This window comes from Chryseobacterium sp. JAH (assembly GCF_001507335.1).
Taxonomy (GTDB): domain Bacteria; phylum Bacteroidota; class Bacteroidia; order Flavobacteriales; family Weeksellaceae; genus Chryseobacterium.
Genome location: NZ_LMAH01000008.1, coordinates 1 through 16,176 on the forward strand (window position 1 = coordinate 1; position 16,176 = coordinate 16,176).

16 protein-coding genes are annotated in these 16,176 nt (G+C 34.5%); 13 read left to right on the forward strand and 3 right to left on the reverse strand.

The features are described from left to right. Positions 1–677: 677 nt before the first annotated feature. Positions 678–2,300 (reverse strand): ABC-F family ATP-binding cassette domain-containing protein, encoded by a 1,623-nt coding sequence (locus AR685_RS15055; RefSeq protein WP_047447112.1) that lies wholly within the window; start codon positions 2,298–2,300, stop codon positions 678–680. A 115-nt stretch (positions 2,301–2,415) separates the two neighbouring features. Here AR685_RS15055 and smpB point away from each other — a divergent pair, with 115 nt between their 5' ends. The 5 genes from smpB (at position 2,416) to AR685_RS15080 (ending at position 7,401) form a co-directional block, all read left to right on the forward strand. Beyond that, positions 2,416–2,874: an SsrA-binding protein SmpB gene (smpB, locus tag AR685_RS15060; protein WP_047447108.1), complete on the forward strand. Its 459-nt coding sequence runs from the start codon at positions 2,416–2,418 to the stop codon at positions 2,872–2,874. A gap of 77 nt (positions 2,875–2,951) precedes the next feature. After that, entirely contained in the window at positions 2,952–4,430 is a 1,479-nt protein-coding gene (locus AR685_RS15065) for an OmpA family protein (protein WP_047447105.1), read from the forward strand. Between the two features lie 95 nt (positions 4,431–4,525). Continuing rightward, positions 4,526–5,266: a YebC/PmpR family DNA-binding transcriptional regulator gene (locus AR685_RS15070; protein WP_047447102.1), complete on the forward strand. Its 741-nt coding sequence runs from the start codon at positions 4,526–4,528 to the stop codon at positions 5,264–5,266. 299 nt (positions 5,267–5,565) lie between these two features. Further along, positions 5,566–6,390 carry a UDP-2,3-diacylglucosamine diphosphatase gene (locus AR685_RS15075; RefSeq protein ID WP_047447099.1) on the forward strand — a complete coding sequence of 275 codons (825 nt, stop codon included), beginning with the start codon at positions 5,566–5,568 and terminating at the stop codon, positions 6,388–6,390. Positions 6,391–6,429: 39 nt separating this feature from the next. Next, positions 6,430–7,401 carry a glycosyltransferase family protein gene (locus AR685_RS15080; RefSeq protein ID WP_059125057.1) on the forward strand — a complete coding sequence of 324 codons (972 nt, stop codon included), beginning with the start codon at positions 6,430–6,432 and terminating at the stop codon, positions 7,399–7,401. Here the strand turns inward: AR685_RS15080 and AR685_RS15085 are convergent. Together AR685_RS15085 and AR685_RS15090 are read right to left on the reverse strand one after the other, a co-directional pair. Further along, positions 7,390–7,680: a GNAT family N-acetyltransferase gene (locus AR685_RS15085; RefSeq protein ID WP_047447094.1), complete on the reverse strand. Its 291-nt coding sequence runs from the start codon at positions 7,678–7,680 to the stop codon at positions 7,390–7,392. The two genes, AR685_RS15080 and AR685_RS15085, sit on opposite strands and share 12 nt — an antisense overlap. A 230-nt stretch (positions 7,681–7,910) precedes the next feature. After that, complete coding sequence (locus tag AR685_RS15090) at positions 7,911–8,654, reverse strand: RDD family protein (protein WP_059125058.1); 744 nt, start codon at positions 8,652–8,654, stop codon at positions 7,911–7,913. A 27-nt stretch (positions 8,655–8,681) separates the two neighbouring features. Between AR685_RS15090 and AR685_RS15095 the strand changes: the two genes are divergently transcribed. From AR685_RS15095 to AR685_RS15130, 8 genes are all read left to right on the forward strand, one after another. Further along, positions 8,682–9,674, forward strand: coding sequence for a stage II sporulation protein M (locus AR685_RS15095; protein WP_047447088.1), 993 nt, complete (start codon positions 8,682–8,684; stop codon positions 9,672–9,674). Continuing rightward, positions 9,661–10,620, forward strand: coding sequence for a DUF4013 domain-containing protein (locus tag AR685_RS15100; protein WP_059125059.1), 960 nt, complete (start codon positions 9,661–9,663; stop codon positions 10,618–10,620). Before AR685_RS15095 ends, AR685_RS15100 begins: the two co-directional genes overlap by 14 nt. Then, on the forward strand, positions 10,613–11,422 hold the full coding sequence (locus AR685_RS15105) for a DUF4129 domain-containing protein (RefSeq protein ID WP_047447081.1): 810 nt from the start codon (positions 10,613–10,615) through the stop codon (positions 11,420–11,422). The genes AR685_RS15100 and AR685_RS15105 overlap by 8 nt, the downstream gene beginning before the upstream one ends. A 118-nt stretch (positions 11,423–11,540) precedes the next feature. Further along, the gene (locus AR685_RS15110; RefSeq protein WP_059125060.1) at positions 11,541–12,698 is read left to right on the forward strand and encodes a DUF4350 domain-containing protein; all 1,158 of its coding nucleotides are present in this window, start codon (positions 11,541–11,543) and stop codon (positions 12,696–12,698) included. Between the two features lie 76 nt (positions 12,699–12,774). Further along, positions 12,775–13,806, forward strand: a complete 1,032-nt coding sequence (locus AR685_RS15115) for an AAA family ATPase (protein ID WP_082671951.1) — start codon at positions 12,775–12,777, stop codon at positions 13,804–13,806. 53 nt (positions 13,807–13,859) lie between these two features. Then, positions 13,860–15,182 (forward strand): DUF58 domain-containing protein, encoded by a 1,323-nt coding sequence (locus AR685_RS15120; protein ID WP_047447076.1) that lies wholly within the window; start codon positions 13,860–13,862, stop codon positions 15,180–15,182. Positions 15,183–15,193: 11 nt separating this feature from the next. Continuing rightward, complete coding sequence (locus AR685_RS15125; RefSeq protein WP_052188062.1) at positions 15,194–15,700, forward strand: YegJ family protein; 507 nt, start codon at positions 15,194–15,196, stop codon at positions 15,698–15,700. Positions 15,701–15,718: 18 nt separating this feature from the next. Further along, positions 15,719–16,144: an OsmC family protein gene (locus tag AR685_RS15130; protein ID WP_047447073.1), complete on the forward strand. Its 426-nt coding sequence runs from the start codon at positions 15,719–15,721 to the stop codon at positions 16,142–16,144. Positions 16,145–16,176 lie beyond the last annotated feature (32 nt).

Consider the following 16,176-nt stretch of genomic DNA (forward strand, 5'->3'; position numbering starts at 1 on the left):
AAAGTCTCATACATTTATTTGTGTGAGACTTTTTTTTGTGCTCAACTTTTGTATGAACATACAGAGTAGCGGGTAAACAAACTAGAAAGTAAAAGAACAAAGAGCCAAGTGAATGCAGAAAATGGGTTTTGAGTCAATAGATTTTAGATCCGAGTAGCTATAGGAGATTAGCGATTTCCATCATCACGTTTAAAGAGATAAGATTGCTAAAGTTTTGAATCAACTAAACCTATTAAACCATTTGGTAGGCATTGCTTAGTAAGGGCAGAATCTGTAAAAGATGTTATGCCTTAAACGGTATGTTACCCAAGAGCTCTATGTGTTTACCATCTAAAAATTGATTTACTGATAGGTTTTATACTTATAGGTTTCTCGTACGGAGCTCACATTGTTACAAATTGTAATTAAAAAATCAATGATTACCTAGACAAATCGTGTAGAAGGTAATCTTCACTAGCCCGGATCGAAACGACATCCTTTTTTGTGTGCACAGCCAAAGCAAAGGCGCAAAAAAGATACAGTGGAGAGCCGGAATGAGCTCCTGGAAAAAACATCTTATTTCGATTTTTATAATAGTAAAGTAATTCGAGCTTATGTGAATATAAAAATAGAATATTTAAACAAAAAAATCAGGATAGAAAAATCTACCCTGACTCAATATTTTAATGTGATTCTAATTAAGAATACATTTTTTCTCTTAGTTCTTTAATCTTTTTATCAGCAAGATACTCGTCATAAGTAGTTTCTCTGTCGATGATTCCTTTTGGAGTCAGCTCAACAATTCTGTTACAAACGGTCTGTAGCATTTCGTGGTCATGAGAAGACAATAGTAGATTTCCTTTGAAGTTTGACAGTGAGTTATTCAACGTTGTAATACTTTCAAGGTCTAAGTGGTTCGTAGGCTCATCTAGTAGTAATACGTTAGCTTTCTGAAGCATCATTCTGCTGAACATACATCTCATTTTTTCACCTCCTGAAAGCACCTTACAAGACTTTAATGCTTCATCACCTGAGAATAACATTCTTCCTAAGAAACCTCTCATAAATTCTTCGTGACGCTCTTCATCATTTTTGGTAAATTGTCTCAACCAGTCTACTAAGTTGATGTCTTCCTGGAAGAAAGTGGTATTATCCAAAGGCATATGAGATTGGTTTGTTGTTACACCCCAAGCCACAGTTCCTTTGTCAGCCTGATTATTTCCTGCTAAGATTTCAAAAAATTCTGTAATCGCTAAAGAGTTTTTAGAAATTATGGCAACTTTATCTCCTTTTTTAAGATTTAAATCAATATTTGAGAACAATAATTCTCCGTCTTTTGTTTTTTCTAAACCTTTAACATCTAAAATCTGATCTCCAACTTCTCTTTCCATTTCGAAAATAATTGCCGGATACCTTCTTGAAGACGGTTTAATATCATCGATGTTTAATTTATCGATCATTTTCTTTCTTGCAGTTGCCTGCTTAGCTTTCGCAACGTTTGAACTAAATCTTGCGATGAAATCCTGAAGTTCCTTCTTCTTCTCTTCCGCTTTTTTGTTTGCCTGAGCTCTTTGTCTTGTAGCTAACTGAGAAGCTTGGTACCAGAAAGAGTAGTTACCTGTGTAAAGGTTTAACTTAGCATAATCTAAATCTCCAATGTGTGTACAAACGGTGTCTAAGAAGTGACGGTCGTGAGATACAACAATTACTGTATTTTCATAATCTGCTAAGAAATCTTCTAACCAAGCAATGGTGTCAATATCCAGGTCATTCGTAGGTTCATCAAGAATCAATACATCAGGATTTCCGAAAAGCGCCTGAGCCAAAAGAACTTTTACTTTGTCCTTATTCTCCAGTTCGCTCATCATCTGCCAGTGCATATCATCTTTAATACCCACGTTTGAAAGCATGGTTTGTGCATCAGATTCGGAGTTCCATCCTCCCATTTCATCATAAACAACACCAAGTTCACCTGCTTTAATCCCATCTTCATCAGAGAAGTCTTCTTTAGCATATAAAGCGTCCATCTCTTCTTTTATCTCGAATAATTTCTTATTTCCTCTAAGTACAGCTTCAAGAACTGTATATTGGTCATATGCAAAGTGATCCTGCTCCAAAACCGACATTCTTTTCCCTGGCTCCAGAGATACATGTCCTGTGGTTGGATCTTGCTTGCCTGTTAGTATTTTAAGGAATGTAGACTTTCCTGCCCCGTTTGCTCCGATGATCCCGTAGCAGTTTCCTTTTGTAAACATGATGTTTACCTCGTCAAAAAGGACTCTTTTCCCAAATTGTAAAGATAAGTTAGATACTGTTAACATATAGTTTGTAAATTTGGCGCAAAATTACGAAAAGAAATCGGGTAATTATAATATTGTAATACTCAAGTTTTTAATGTGTGGTATTTTTGTATATTACAGTAATGAAATTTTAGATATGAAGATTGAAAAAACAGTTAATATATTTAACAGACGAGCAAGATTTGAATACGAAATCATGGAAGAATTTGAGGCTGGAATGGTGCTTACCGGAACAGAAATAAAATCTTTACGGTCTTCCAAAGCATCTATTACAGAAGCCTTCTGTCAGTTTATTGACGGAGAATTATATATCATCAATATGATGATTGATGAGTATAAATTGGGAACATTTTATAATCATAAAACAAAAAGGGAACGAAAGTTGCTGTTGCACAAAAGAGAACTGTTAAAATTAGAAAAAAAACTCAAAGATGCAGGTAATACGATTATACCTTTGAAATTATATATCAACGACAGAGGAAAAGCGAAAGTTTTGGTAGCGTTGGGAAGAGGGAAAAAGCTTTTTGATAAAAGAGAAGCAATAAAAGACAGAGAAAGCAAACGAAGCCTCGATAGAATATTAAAGAAAAGTTAAAAATCATCCTGAAAACTTTGTTTATAAAGAAAAATTATATTTATTTTGCAATATCAATTATTTAATCATTTAATTCTATGAAAAATCTAAAATTAGGAATTTCAGCATTGGCGCTTACTGTTGCCTCTACTGTGTTCGCTCAGACTACCAACAATCCGTGGATGATCGGGGTTGGTGCTCACGCAGAGAACCATAAGGCACAGGCAGGTAACTTCAGTAATACGTTTTCTGCTACAAATTTGACGAAGACTATGTTCAATGTGGACAACTTCTCTATCACTCCACCATTATCTAAGCTAACTGTTGCAAGAAACATCGGTAAAGGTTTGGTAATTGACTGGCAAACTACAGTTGGTAACGTAGAAAACCAAAGATTCAACATGGGTAAAGAATTCATGTTAATGACAGGTTTAGGTTTCCAAGCTAAAGCAGCTGGTCTTATCTGGAATGAAGAGTCTTGGTTTGATCCATATTTAAGAGTAGGTGCTAACTACCTTAGACATGACTACACATCTCTTACTTTCCCAAGAACAGACTGGAGAGGTGAATCTGTTGGAAATGGTGAAAATGGTAACGAGCCAGGTAAAGCTAATCACTTTACAGTATCTACTGGTGCTGGTGTAAACTTCTGGTTGACTAAAAACTTCGGTTTAGGTGTACAAGGAGATTACGTTTCAACTCCAGGTGACAAAGCAAACTATGCTAACTTTTGGCAAGCTTCTGCTTCTTTGAACTTTAGATTCGGAAACAGAGATAGAGATAAGGATGGTATCTTAGATAAAGACGATTTATGTCCAGATACTCCAGGTTTACCAGAATTCCAAGGATGTCCTGATACTGACGGAGATGGAGTTCCAGATAAAGACGATCAGTGTCCAGATGTTGCTGGTCCAGTTGAAAACAACGGTTGTCCTTGGCCAGATACTGACGGTGACGGTGTAATCGATAAAGATGATGCTTGTCCTACAGTTGCAGGTCCTGCAGAAAACAATGGTTGTCCTTGGCCAGATACAGATAACGATGGTATCTTAGACAAAGATGATGCTTGTCCTACTGTTCCAGGTCTTCCAGAATACAACGGATGTCCTAAACCTAAGAAGCAAACTGCTATTGAATTAGAGCAAAGCTTCGGAAGCGTATTCTTTGATTTCAACAAAGCTACAATCAAAGCTGATTCTAAAGGTGCTTTAGATGCTGCTGCTGATTTGATTAAGAAAGATGGAGGTAACTACTTATTAGAAGGTAGAACTGATGCTAAAGGTGCTGAAGCTTACAACTTGAAATTATCTAGAGAAAGAGCTGCTGCTGTAGTTGCTGCTTTAGATGCTAGAGGTGTAGATGCTAACGCTCTTAAATCAATCGGAGTAGGTGAAGCTAAAGCTACAGTTTCTGAAAAAGCTACTGACGCTGAAAGACAAGTAGACAGAAAAGTTGTTGTAACTGCTGTTGAAGATGCTGCTGAGTGGAACGCAATCAAGAAAAGAGATTACGAAGATGCTCCAGTGAAAAAAGCTCCAGCTAAGAAAAAAGCTCCAGCTAAGAAAAAGAAAAAATAATTAATTTTTCTAAATAATAAATACCTCCAGATTTTTCTGGGGGTATTTTTTTTGTTGTTGATTTTGAGTAATTTTGTGAAAATTTAAAATATAAAATGGGAAGAGCATTTGAATATAGAAAAGCTTCGAAAATGGCACGTTGGGATAAAATGGCCAAAACTTTTTCTAAAATTGGTAAAGATATCGCATTGGCGGTGAAAGCTGGTGGTCCTGATGCCGAAGCCAATCCTGCACTAAGAAGATGTATCCAAAATGCAAAGGGTGCCAACATGCCGAAAGATAACGTAGAAAGAGCCATCAAGAAGGCAAGTGGTGCTGATGCAGAAAACTATGAAGAAATAAACTATGAAGGATATGGGCAAGGTGGTGTTGCATTTTTTGTGGAATGTACTACCAATAATACAACAAGAACTGTTGCCAACGTAAGAGCGATTTTCAACAAGTTTGATGGTAACTTAGGAAAGAATGGTGAGTTGGCTTTTGTCTTCGATAGAAAAGGGATCTTCAGTATCGATTTGGCACAAATTAAAATGGATTGGGACGATTTTGAAATGGAAATGATTGATGGTGGAGCAGAAGATGTAGAAAAAGATGATGAAGAAGTAATGATCACAACGGCATTCGAAGATTTCGGATCATTGTCTCATAAATTAGATGAATTGAAAATTGAAGTGAAAAGTGCAGAACTTCAAAGAATTCCAAACAATATCAAAGAAGTGACGCCAGAACAGTTTAAAGCTAATATGAAGATGCTAGACCGTTTCGAGGAAGATGACGATGTACAAAACGTCTATCACAATATGGAAATTACTGATGAGTTGTTAGACTCATTGTAAAAGAAAATCTGACTGTCCGTTTGCGATATATAAATTCGCCACGCATACACGAAATATGAAATTTTTGAATCCATTGAATATTATTCAAAGGAATATTAAGAATTATATTCGTGCATTCGTGGCTATTTTGTGTCTACAGGTAGTCGATAGGTATAAAAATAATATATCATTCACATACAATTCATTTTCAATTAGTTTCTTTGCATAAAATCAATTGTGAATTCGCCATCATTGGTAAATTAAAATACTGAAAGATATGGCGATCACATTTGATCATTTTGAAAGATAATTATCTGCAAATGAAAAGAAACGTTGAATTGGTTGTCATTTCGGATGTGCATTTAGGAACTTATGGATGCAAGGCTAAAGAATTACTGAGATACTTAAACTCTATCCAGCCGAAAACATTGGTTTTAAATGGTGATATTATTGATATCTGGCAGTTTAAAAAGTCTTACTTCCCTAAGAATCATTTAAAAGTAATTAAGAAGATTATTTCATTTGCAACAAAAACTACCGATGTTTACTACATCACAGGCAATCACGATGAAATGTTCAGAAAGTTTACCGATTTTGAATTGGGTAAATTAAAAGTGATCAACAAACTTTGCTTAAATTTAAATGAAAAGAAAACCTGGATTTTTCACGGTGATGTATTCGATGCTTCGGTACAGCATTCAAAATGGATCGCAAAGTTGGGAGGAAAAGGCTACGATTTGTTAATTGTCATTAATAATGTTGTCAATTGGTTTTTAGATAAAATGGGTAAAGAGAAATATTCATTTTCGAAAAAGATTAAAAATAACGTCAAAAAGGCAGTGAAATATATCGGTGATTTTGAATTAACCGCTTCAGAACTTGCCATCGACAATGGATACGACTATGTAATATGCGGTCATATTCACCAACCACAAATTCGTGAAGTAACTAATAAAAAAGGGTCCTGCACTTATCTAAATTCAGGAGATTGGATTGAGAATCTTTCTGCGTTAGAATACAATGGAGGTGAATGGAAAATCTTCCACTATGAAGAACATCAGCATTTATTGAAAGACGACGAAACTGAAGAAATTTCGGAGATGAACAATTCTGATCTTTTGAAAATTGTCACCCAATTCACTTAATTTCAGGATTTCATTGCACTAAAATTGTAAACATTTAGGATGAAAGTTTTATACGCCTTTCAAGGAACAGGAAACGGACACGTTGCGAGAGCTCAGGAGATTATTCCTATTTTAAAAAAATATGCATCTGTCGATACATTGATCAGCGGACATCAATCTCAGTTGAAAACAGATTTTCCTATAGATTTTAAACATCGTGGAGTTTCTCTTCTTTACAATAAAACAGGTGGAATTTCTTATAAAAAGATTGTACTGGAAAATAATTTTTTTGAAGCGCTCAAGACTATTCGTCAAATTAAATTGAATCAGTATGATTTAATTATCAACGATTATGAACCTTTAACAGCGTGGGCTTGTAAGCTTCGCAATTTGAAAATGCTTGAACTAAGCCATCAGGCTTCGATGAGTTTTAAAGAAACTCCAAAACCCGATCAAAAGGATTTTTTAGGCGAACTTATTCTGGAACATTACTGTCCGAGTAAAGATAAAATTGGCTTTCATTTTGACAATTATCATTCACAGATCAAAAAACCTGTTATCAGAAGAAAGATCAGAAATTTAAATCCTGATAAAAAAGGCTTTTATGTAGTTTATCTACCCAGTTTTTCAGACGAAAATATTACCAAAGTTTTGGCTCAGATCCCTGTAGAATGGAAAGTCTTTTCGAAATATACCAAAATTCATAATCAGATCAAAAACGTAGAGATTTTTCCAATTGATGAAACACATTTTCTAGAATGTTTTGAAAGTTGCGACGGTATTCTGTGCAATGCTGGTTTCGAAGGCCCCGCAGAGGCACTTTTCATGGATAAGAAATTGTTTGTAATCCCAATTCACAATCAATACGAACAAGAATGTAACGCTTGTGCTTTAGACAAAATGGGAATTCCCAATTCTAAAATCTTGGATGTGACGGAGATTAGAAATTGGGTGCATTCTGATATTCATTTTAACGTAAATTATCCTGACGATATTGAGGATATTATTCTGAATGAAGTTTTAACGTTCTAAAAGAATATCTTCCACATCATTCATTCTTTTCATCACAGCTCTGGCATAAGAACAGTGCGGATAAACGTTCCATTTATTTTCTCTGGAAAATTTAATAGCTTCTTCCACTAAGTATTTTCCCATTCCACGACCTTCAAATTCGGGATGAACGAGTACAAATGAAATGATCAGCTTGCTGTCTTCCGGAAATATCGTGTAGGTTAATCTTCCCACTTCCTTAACTTCGTTATTGAGAGTAATGACTCCGCCGTTTCCTGATTTATTATTCTCGAATTTCATATCTATAGGTTTATTAGAACATATGTATCTCCAGCCGTTTCTATGTTTGTAAATTATGACCGGTGATGGCAGTTCATACGTTTGATGTAGTACTTTAGATACAAAATCTGCACCGAAAAAACAATTGAGTTCTTAAAATTGAATAGTAAAAGTTCGGCTTCACTGTCAATTTTTGGATGTACAAATTAATCATTCAACATGTGAAGCAAAAATTGACTTCTCACTTTAAATTATTCTTTCCCTGTGTAATAATTATAATCTTTGATGACAATACCTATAAACTGTCTTTCGGTCATTTTTGTGGGGTCAACTTCTAGTTTTAAAATCCCTTTGATCTTGTCTGAAAGTTTGGTTATGATCTGTCGGTCATCTATTTTTAAAGCTTTCAGATAATTATCTTTAATAATCCTCATATCATTATCACTTAAGCCTATGACCTGCGGGAAAGTAGGGACGTAATCGGTATGCAGATTTTCTAATATTGTGTGCGAGATATTAATATTGTTTTTTAAAGAAATGACAGCGGTTCCTGCAGCAATATCTCCAAAACGTTGATTGTTTCTTGTGACGATCATCGTGATGAGACCGACGATCAGAAATGAGACATCAATCACACGGAATACCCAACGAATCAGGTAATCTCCGAAACTTGCCTGATAACCGTCAATTTTCACCACACGGATCTTCATTACTTTTTTTCCTAAAGTCTGGCCTTCCATTAAGCTTTCCAAAACAACAGGATAAACAACTGTCGGAAAAAGAAGAATGCTGTAAACTGCGCCTACTGACCATTGATCAAGACCATTTAAAACATATCCCAAATCAAAGACACTGAAAAAAAGATAAAAAATGAGAATGCCGTAAGCAATCTTAATCACATTATCGATAATGAAAGCGAGAAACCGTTCTCCAATACTTGAAATATTAAAGTTAATATTTACATTTTGTGAGGTATTAATCGCAATTTGAGACATAATTTTTATTATTTTAGCCTTACAATTATGAGAGAAGTTTATTTTATTAAACAAAATAAAGAAAAATGGTTGGGAATCGAACAGGTTATTCAAGGGAAAATCAAAAAAAATCCTGATGACCTGTCTTCACTGTATATTAATCTGATTAATGACCTTTCTTTTGCCCAAACGTATTATCCCAAAAGTAATACGACGGTTTATCTTAACCATCTTTCTTCTCAGATATTTCAGAAAATTTATAAGACCAAAAGGGTAGAAGAAAACAGAATGCTGTATTTTTTCAAAACGGAAGTTCCGCTATTGGTGTATCAGTACAGAAGATACTTGCTGTATGCATTTGTATTTTTTATTCTCTTTACATCGATGGGTGTTCTTTCAGCGATTTATGATAAAGATTTTGCCAATATTATTTTGGGCGAAAGTTATGTAAATACCACCATCGAAAATATCAAGGAAGGAAATGCTGTCGGAGTTTATCAAAGCGGATCAACTTGGGGAAGTACCATCGGAATTACATTAAACAATATCGGAGTGGGAGCCAAATTATACATCTACGGTATTTTTGGCGGAATTGGCTCGTTATACGTTCTTCTTTCCAATTCTGTAATGTTAGGCTCATTTCAATACTTTTTCTACGATTACGGTGCTTTAAAAGACAGCGCAAGAGGAATCTGGCTGCACGGAGTATTTGAGATCTTTGCAATGGTTGTGGAAGCGATGTGCGGGTTAATTCTTGGAACATCCATTCTTTTCCCTAAAACATTATCGAGATTTGAGTCATTAAAAATCGGATTGAAAGATTCGTTTAAAATATTTTTAAGTACTATTCCATTCACTATTTGTGCTGGAATTATCGAAGGTTACGTAACAAGACACGCCTTAAAAATGCCCGAGTTTTTAAATTTAATAATCATCTTCGGATGCTTGACCATTATAGGATTCTACTATTTTGTTTATCCTTTCATTGTCAACAAAAAACTAAACAATCACCTTACAACCACAAAAGATGCAGTTTTATAAAAAAAGAGATTTCGGAACTTTTATCAGTGACAGTTTCGCGTTTTTCAGATTTTACGGCAAAAATTATTTCAAAAACTATATTCTTCTGAATGGTCTTTTACTGATTCTGATGGTTGTAGTGTTCATATTCGGCTATCGTGAATTGTTTTCTCAGCTTTTTGGTTCAAATTTGAGCGGGAACAGCTCTTACATGGAGAACTATTTTGAAGATAATATTGGAATGTTTGCCGTTATAGGCATATTGACATTTTTACTTTTCGTTATTTTAATGATTGTAAATTATCTGTTTCCGGTTTTTTACCTAAAAAGATTGTCACAAGGCGAAAAAAAGATCGGAACGGATGATATCTTAAGCGACTTCAGAAAAAATGCGGGTAAAATAGGAATTTTGTGTCTGGGCATGATCTTTATCGTCACTCCGGTCGCAATTATTTTAGTCGGATTTTCTTACGCTTTGGTATTTATCATCATAGGATTGCCGATTCTTCTGTTTGTTTTTCCTACAGTTTTTAACGTAGTTAATTTTTTGATGTACGATCTGTTCAACAGTAAAAGAGGTTTTTTTGAAAGTTTAAGTTATTCGATACGCTCACAGTTTTCTTATGCTCATGGACGCAAAAAATCTCCGTATTGGAAATATTGGGGGGCAACATTGATTATTTCAATTATCTTATATGTGATTACCACAATTTTTACGATAATTCCGATGATGATATTTTACGTATCACTCTTTACATCAAATCCGGATGGGAATTTTGAACAAAATCCTTTCTCGGGAACTATGGGAATTATGTTTTTTGTAGTCTATGGAATTTCAATGCTGGTATCGTTTTTCCTTTCAAATTTACTGTACGTCAACTCAGGATTGATGTATTATGACAGCAGAACAGATCTTCATCAACAGGTAGAACTGGCCGAAATAGATACCATTGGGATCAATGAATAAATTCTTATTTTTCATACTATTTCTATTTTCTTTTGGGCATTCAAATGCTCAGGAAGTAGACAGCACGGCTGTTTATGACGATTATTATGAAGAATCTTACGAAGACACACTGAGTACGGGACATTACAAAAACATGTATCCTGCAGATTCTGTTTTGGCTAAAAATCAGGTAACAGAAAATAGTCTTTATCCGAAAAATTTTAAAGAAAACATCAAGTCAAGATACAAAGGTGAAGAGTTTGATTACTCGACTTCAAAACCCAGAGAATCTTTTTGGGATAAGCTGATGAGAAAAGTTTTGAAACTGATTCAGACTATTTTTGGTGATACCAGTTTAGAAAGTTCAGCACAAATCGCCACGCTTGTCATTCGTGTGTTTGCGATTGCTTTGGTTGGTTTTCTACTATACTTCATCGTTAAATTTCTCATCGGGAAAAACGGGAATTTCATTTTCGGAAGAAGAAATAAAAAAGTCATTATCAACGACGAAGAACTTCATGAGAATATTCACGAAATCAATTTCCCTGAAAGTATTGCCACTTTTGAGCGGACAAAAGACTACCGTTCGGCAGTTCGTTATCAGTTTTTATTTGTGCTGAAAAAACTCAGTGACAAAAAACTCATCCTTTGGAATCCGGAGAAGACCAATAAAGATTACGTGGCAGAATTGAAAGTTCCAAATTTACGAAGTGAATTTTCGGATCTTTCTTATATTTTCGATTATGTCTGGTACGGTGAGTTCAGTATCGATGAGCAGAGTTATACAAAATTTAAAGAACAGTATCAGTCTTTCAAATCTTAATTAATTTTTTTACAATGAAATCGTCATGATTAGCAGATAAACCACATTAAAAATTTCACGATTCTACAGCATGTCCTACCATTCGGGATGACTTTTAAAAAACAATAAAAATCTACGTATGAATAAAACTTTCAAAATATATGCATTAATTTTCATCATTATCATGGTGATTTTGGCATTGCTTGAAGTTAATAAAAAAGAGGTTGTAGATTGGCGTAAAAATTTTGATGTTAATGAGAAATCTCCTTTCGGACTGTTTGTTTTTAATCAGGAATCTAAAGCTTTGTTCAAAAATAAGTTAAAGAAAATAGATGTTACTGCTTATGACTATTACAATAAGAATAAAAAGAAACCACACAATATCGTCGTTATAGAAAGTGACATTGATGTGGAATCCTGGAATAAAATTCTAGATGAAGTCTCTAAAGGATCTGATGCAATGTTGATCATTAGCAAAATGCCGAAAGCAATTTCAGACAGCATAGGTTTTTATGATTCTCAGATTTCCTTTGAATACAAAAATGTTTTGAAACTGACAGATAAAAAGTATCAGAACGATTTTATCAAACTGGATAAGTTTCCATCGGGACGTGGTTTTTCTTTCATCAAACCCAATGTTCAGGTTTTAGGAAAAACAGTTGAGGAAGAAAATAGTGATCAGGCAAATTTCATCAAAGCAAAATTTGGGAATGGTAATATCTATGTTCATTGTGAGCCACTTTTTTTGACTAATTATTATCTTTTACAGTCGGGAAATACAAAATACATAGAGGATGTTTTTTCTTATTTGGATGATAGGGAAACACTTTGGTTTGTGGAGGCAAATACTAAAGAATCACGGTTTTTTATGCGTTTCATTTTAGCAAATCCCGCCTTAAAATATGCGTGGTGGCTATTATTGGGAGGTTTGATTCTGTTTATCTTTTTTAATGCTAAAAGAAAGCAGCGTATCGTTCCAATTTTCGAACCCTTAAAAAATACCTCGGTCGATTTTGTGAAGAGTATTGGGAATTTATATTTGCAGGAAGGCGATTTCCATGATATGATGGCAAAGAAAGCACAGTATTTTCTCAACAAAGTAAGACTTGATCTTTTAATTGATACCCAAAATTTAAACGAAGAATTTGCAAAAAAACTTCAGTTAAAAACAGGAAAAAATATTGAAATCATTAATGAAGCCGTTGTTTTGATTAAAAAAGCCCAGGATCCTTATGCAAGTGTAATGAAGGAAGATTTGGCAAGAATGAATAAGATTTTAGATGAAATTTTACGATAAAAAAAAGAGTTGCAAAAGATGATTTAATGAAGAATAGGATGAAATCCTATTTAATATTACAAAGCATAAACAAAATATGGAAAACCAAGAGAACCAAAATACAGAACCCCAGATTTCTATTGATTTAGACAAAAAAGAGAGCGGATTTGAATCAAGAATTGACATGATAGAACTTCGCAACAGTTTAGAAAAAGTAAAAGCTGAAATTGCAAAAGTGATTGTTGGTCAGCATGATATGATCGAGCATCTTTTGGCAGCTTTATTATCAAACGGTCACGTTTTGATTGAAGGTGTTCCGGGTGTTGCAAAAACGATTACGGCAAAACTTTTGGCAAAAACTATTGATGTCGACTTTAGCAGAATACAGTTTACTCCCGATTTGATGCCTTCAGATATTTTGGGTACTTCGATTTTCAGTGTGAAAAATTCCGAATTTGAATTTAAAAAAGGTCCGATTTTTTCAAACTTTATTCTAATTGATGAGATCAACCGTTCTCCGGCTAAAACACAATCTGCCTTGTTTGAGGTGATGGAAGAGAGACAGATTACGATGGACGGAACGCAGTACGAAATGGAAGCTCCGTTTTTAGTGGTGGCGACACAAAATCCAATTGAGCATGAAGGAACCTATAGACTTCCGGAAGCACAGCTCGATAGATTTTTATTTAAAATAAATGTTGGATATCCGAATCTTGAACAGGAAATTGCCATCATCAAAAATCAGCACGAAAGCAGACAGGAAGATAAAACAAATGTTGTAAAGCATGTGATCAGTGCAGAGCAATTGAGTAATTACCAAAAACTGGTAAAAGAAATCATAGTTGAATCTCAGCTGATGGAATACATTGCGAAGATCATCATCAACACTAGAGAAAATCAGTTTTTATATTTAGGCGCATCTCCACGTGCAAGTTTAGCATTACTGACGGCTTCAAAAGCCTTTGCAGCCTTGCGAGGAAGAGATTTTGTCACACCAGAAGATATTAAGGAAGCAAGTTATGCGGTTTTGAGACACCGAGTGATCGTATCGCCTGAAAGAGAAATGGAAGGATTGACTGCTGATGAAACAATCCGACAAATTTTAGAAGGAATTGAAATCCCGAGATAAGAACAAAACCAATTTAGAATTTGATTATCTGAAAGCTATCAACAGAATTTAAAATGAAAAACCTATACATCAACAATCGTTTTTTCTTCACACTGATCGGAGTGGGAATTCTGTATGTTTTTGCGTTTTTCTTTCCGGGTCTAATGATGGTAGGTCATATAACGTTGTTACTCGTTTTTCTGGCAGCAATGGTTGATTATTTGCTTCTGTTCAGAGAAAAAGATGGGGTCTTAGCACAACGAATTTTACCTGAAAAATTATCCAACGGTGATGAAAATCCTGTGAAAGTTGATATTAAAAATAATTACAGTTTTAAAATTAACACTAAAGTTATTGATGAAATCCCATTTCAGTTTCAGAAGAGAGATTTTTTAATTGAAAAACAGATTGAGCCTGGCAAAAACGCTTTGTTTCAATATATTCTTGAACCGAAAGAAAGAGGAGAATACAATTTCGGTGCTTTAAATATTTTTGCTTCTTCACCTTTAGGTTTTATGTCCAAAAGATTTACTTTTCAAAGAGATGCATTTTTGCCGGCTTATCCGTCATTTATTCATTTAAGAAAATATGAATTAATGGCATTGCAAAACGAGTTTTTACTTGGTGGAATCAAAAAAATAAGAAAGCTCGGACACACCATGGAGTTTGAGCAAATCAAAGAATATATTCCCGGAGATGACGTAAGAACCATCAACTGGAAAGCGACTTCCAAAACCAATAGATTAATGGTCAATCAATTTCAGGATGAAAAAGCACAGCGTGTTTTTATGCTGATTGATAAAGGGAGAACCATGAAAATGCCATTCAAAGAATTGAGTCTTTTAGACTACTCTATCAACGCAACGATGGCTTTGTCGCATATTATTCTGAAAAAAGGTGATCGCGCCGGAATGATGACTTTTTCTAAAAAAACTGAAAATAAAGTGGCTGCCGATAATAAATCGGGTCAGTTGAGGAAAATTTCAGAATCGCTGTATAATATTAAAACAGATTTTTTTGAAAGTGATTTCAACAGGTTGTATCAGGATGTAAAATATTCGTTGAACCAAAGAAGTCTGGTTTTGCTTTTTACCAATTTTGAAACCTTAGATGCGCTAAACCGTCAGATGAAATATCTTCGCGGGATTGCTAAAAACCATTTGCTGGTAGTGGTTTTCTTTAAAAATTCAGAGTTGCAGACTCTGCTTCACAAAAATCCTGAAAGTATGCAGGAAATTTATGATGAAGTAATTGCCGAAAAATTTGAATTTGAGAAGAAACTGATCATTCAGGAGTTGAGAAAGTATGGGATTTATTCTGTGTATACGCTTCCCGAAAATCTGAATGTGGAGGTGATTAATAAATATCTCGAGATAAAAGCGAGAGGGATTTTATAAAAATTAGAAGGATGAAAAGAATATTATTTGTAACGGTATTATCTTTCACTACAGTATGTTGCCAGAATAAAAAAGAAAGAGGCCTAGTTCAGAGAGAGGGTGAGCCTGATGTTGTTTTTGTTGAAAGTATGGATAATGAAATGAATATGGCCATTGAAAAAGCGAGGGAAACTTTCAAAACTGATTTTTACCAAGCTCTTTTAAGTAAAAATCCAGATTTTTCAAATTTCACTTTGAAGCAGAGATTTGATGTTCCAGAAGGCGATGGTGAACATATTTGGATCGGTGATATTGTCTTTCATGATGGAAAATACAGCGGGATTGTACAGAATGAACCAATTCAGACCCTTGATGTAAAGCTTGGAGACGAAGTGGTTGTAAATACTGATAACCTTTCAGATTGGATGTATTACGACAAGAATATTGTAAAGGGTGCTTACACTGTAAAAGTTTTACGAAAAACCATGACCGATGAAGAAAGAAAGCAAATGGATTCAGAAGGTTTGATATATGAATAACTTTAGATATAATAAAAAATGAAAATAACACTCAACAGACTCAACGACGATTTTTTATTTGAATGCACCAATGCACAAGGTAATTCAATTCTATTAGATAATACTTCTCAGCCCGGCGCAAAAGGAGTATCACCAATGGAAAGTGTGTTAATGGCAGTTGCAGGTTGCAGCGGAATCGATGTAGTTTCAATTCTGAAAAAACAAAGACAGGAAATCACAGATTTTAAAGCTGAAGTAGAAGGAGAAAGAGTTCCTGTGGAAGATGCAAAACCTTTTAAAGCAATTAAGGTTAAATTCTTTTTAGAAGGAACAATAGATCCTAAAAAAGCCTTAAAAGCATCCGAATTATCATTCGAAAAATACTGCTCAGTTTCAAAAACTTTAGAACCCAATGTAGAAATTGGTTATGAAGTTTATGTAAACGGACAGAAGGTAGAGGGATAGAGCAATAGAGTGGGAGGATTTGAGATAGTAAA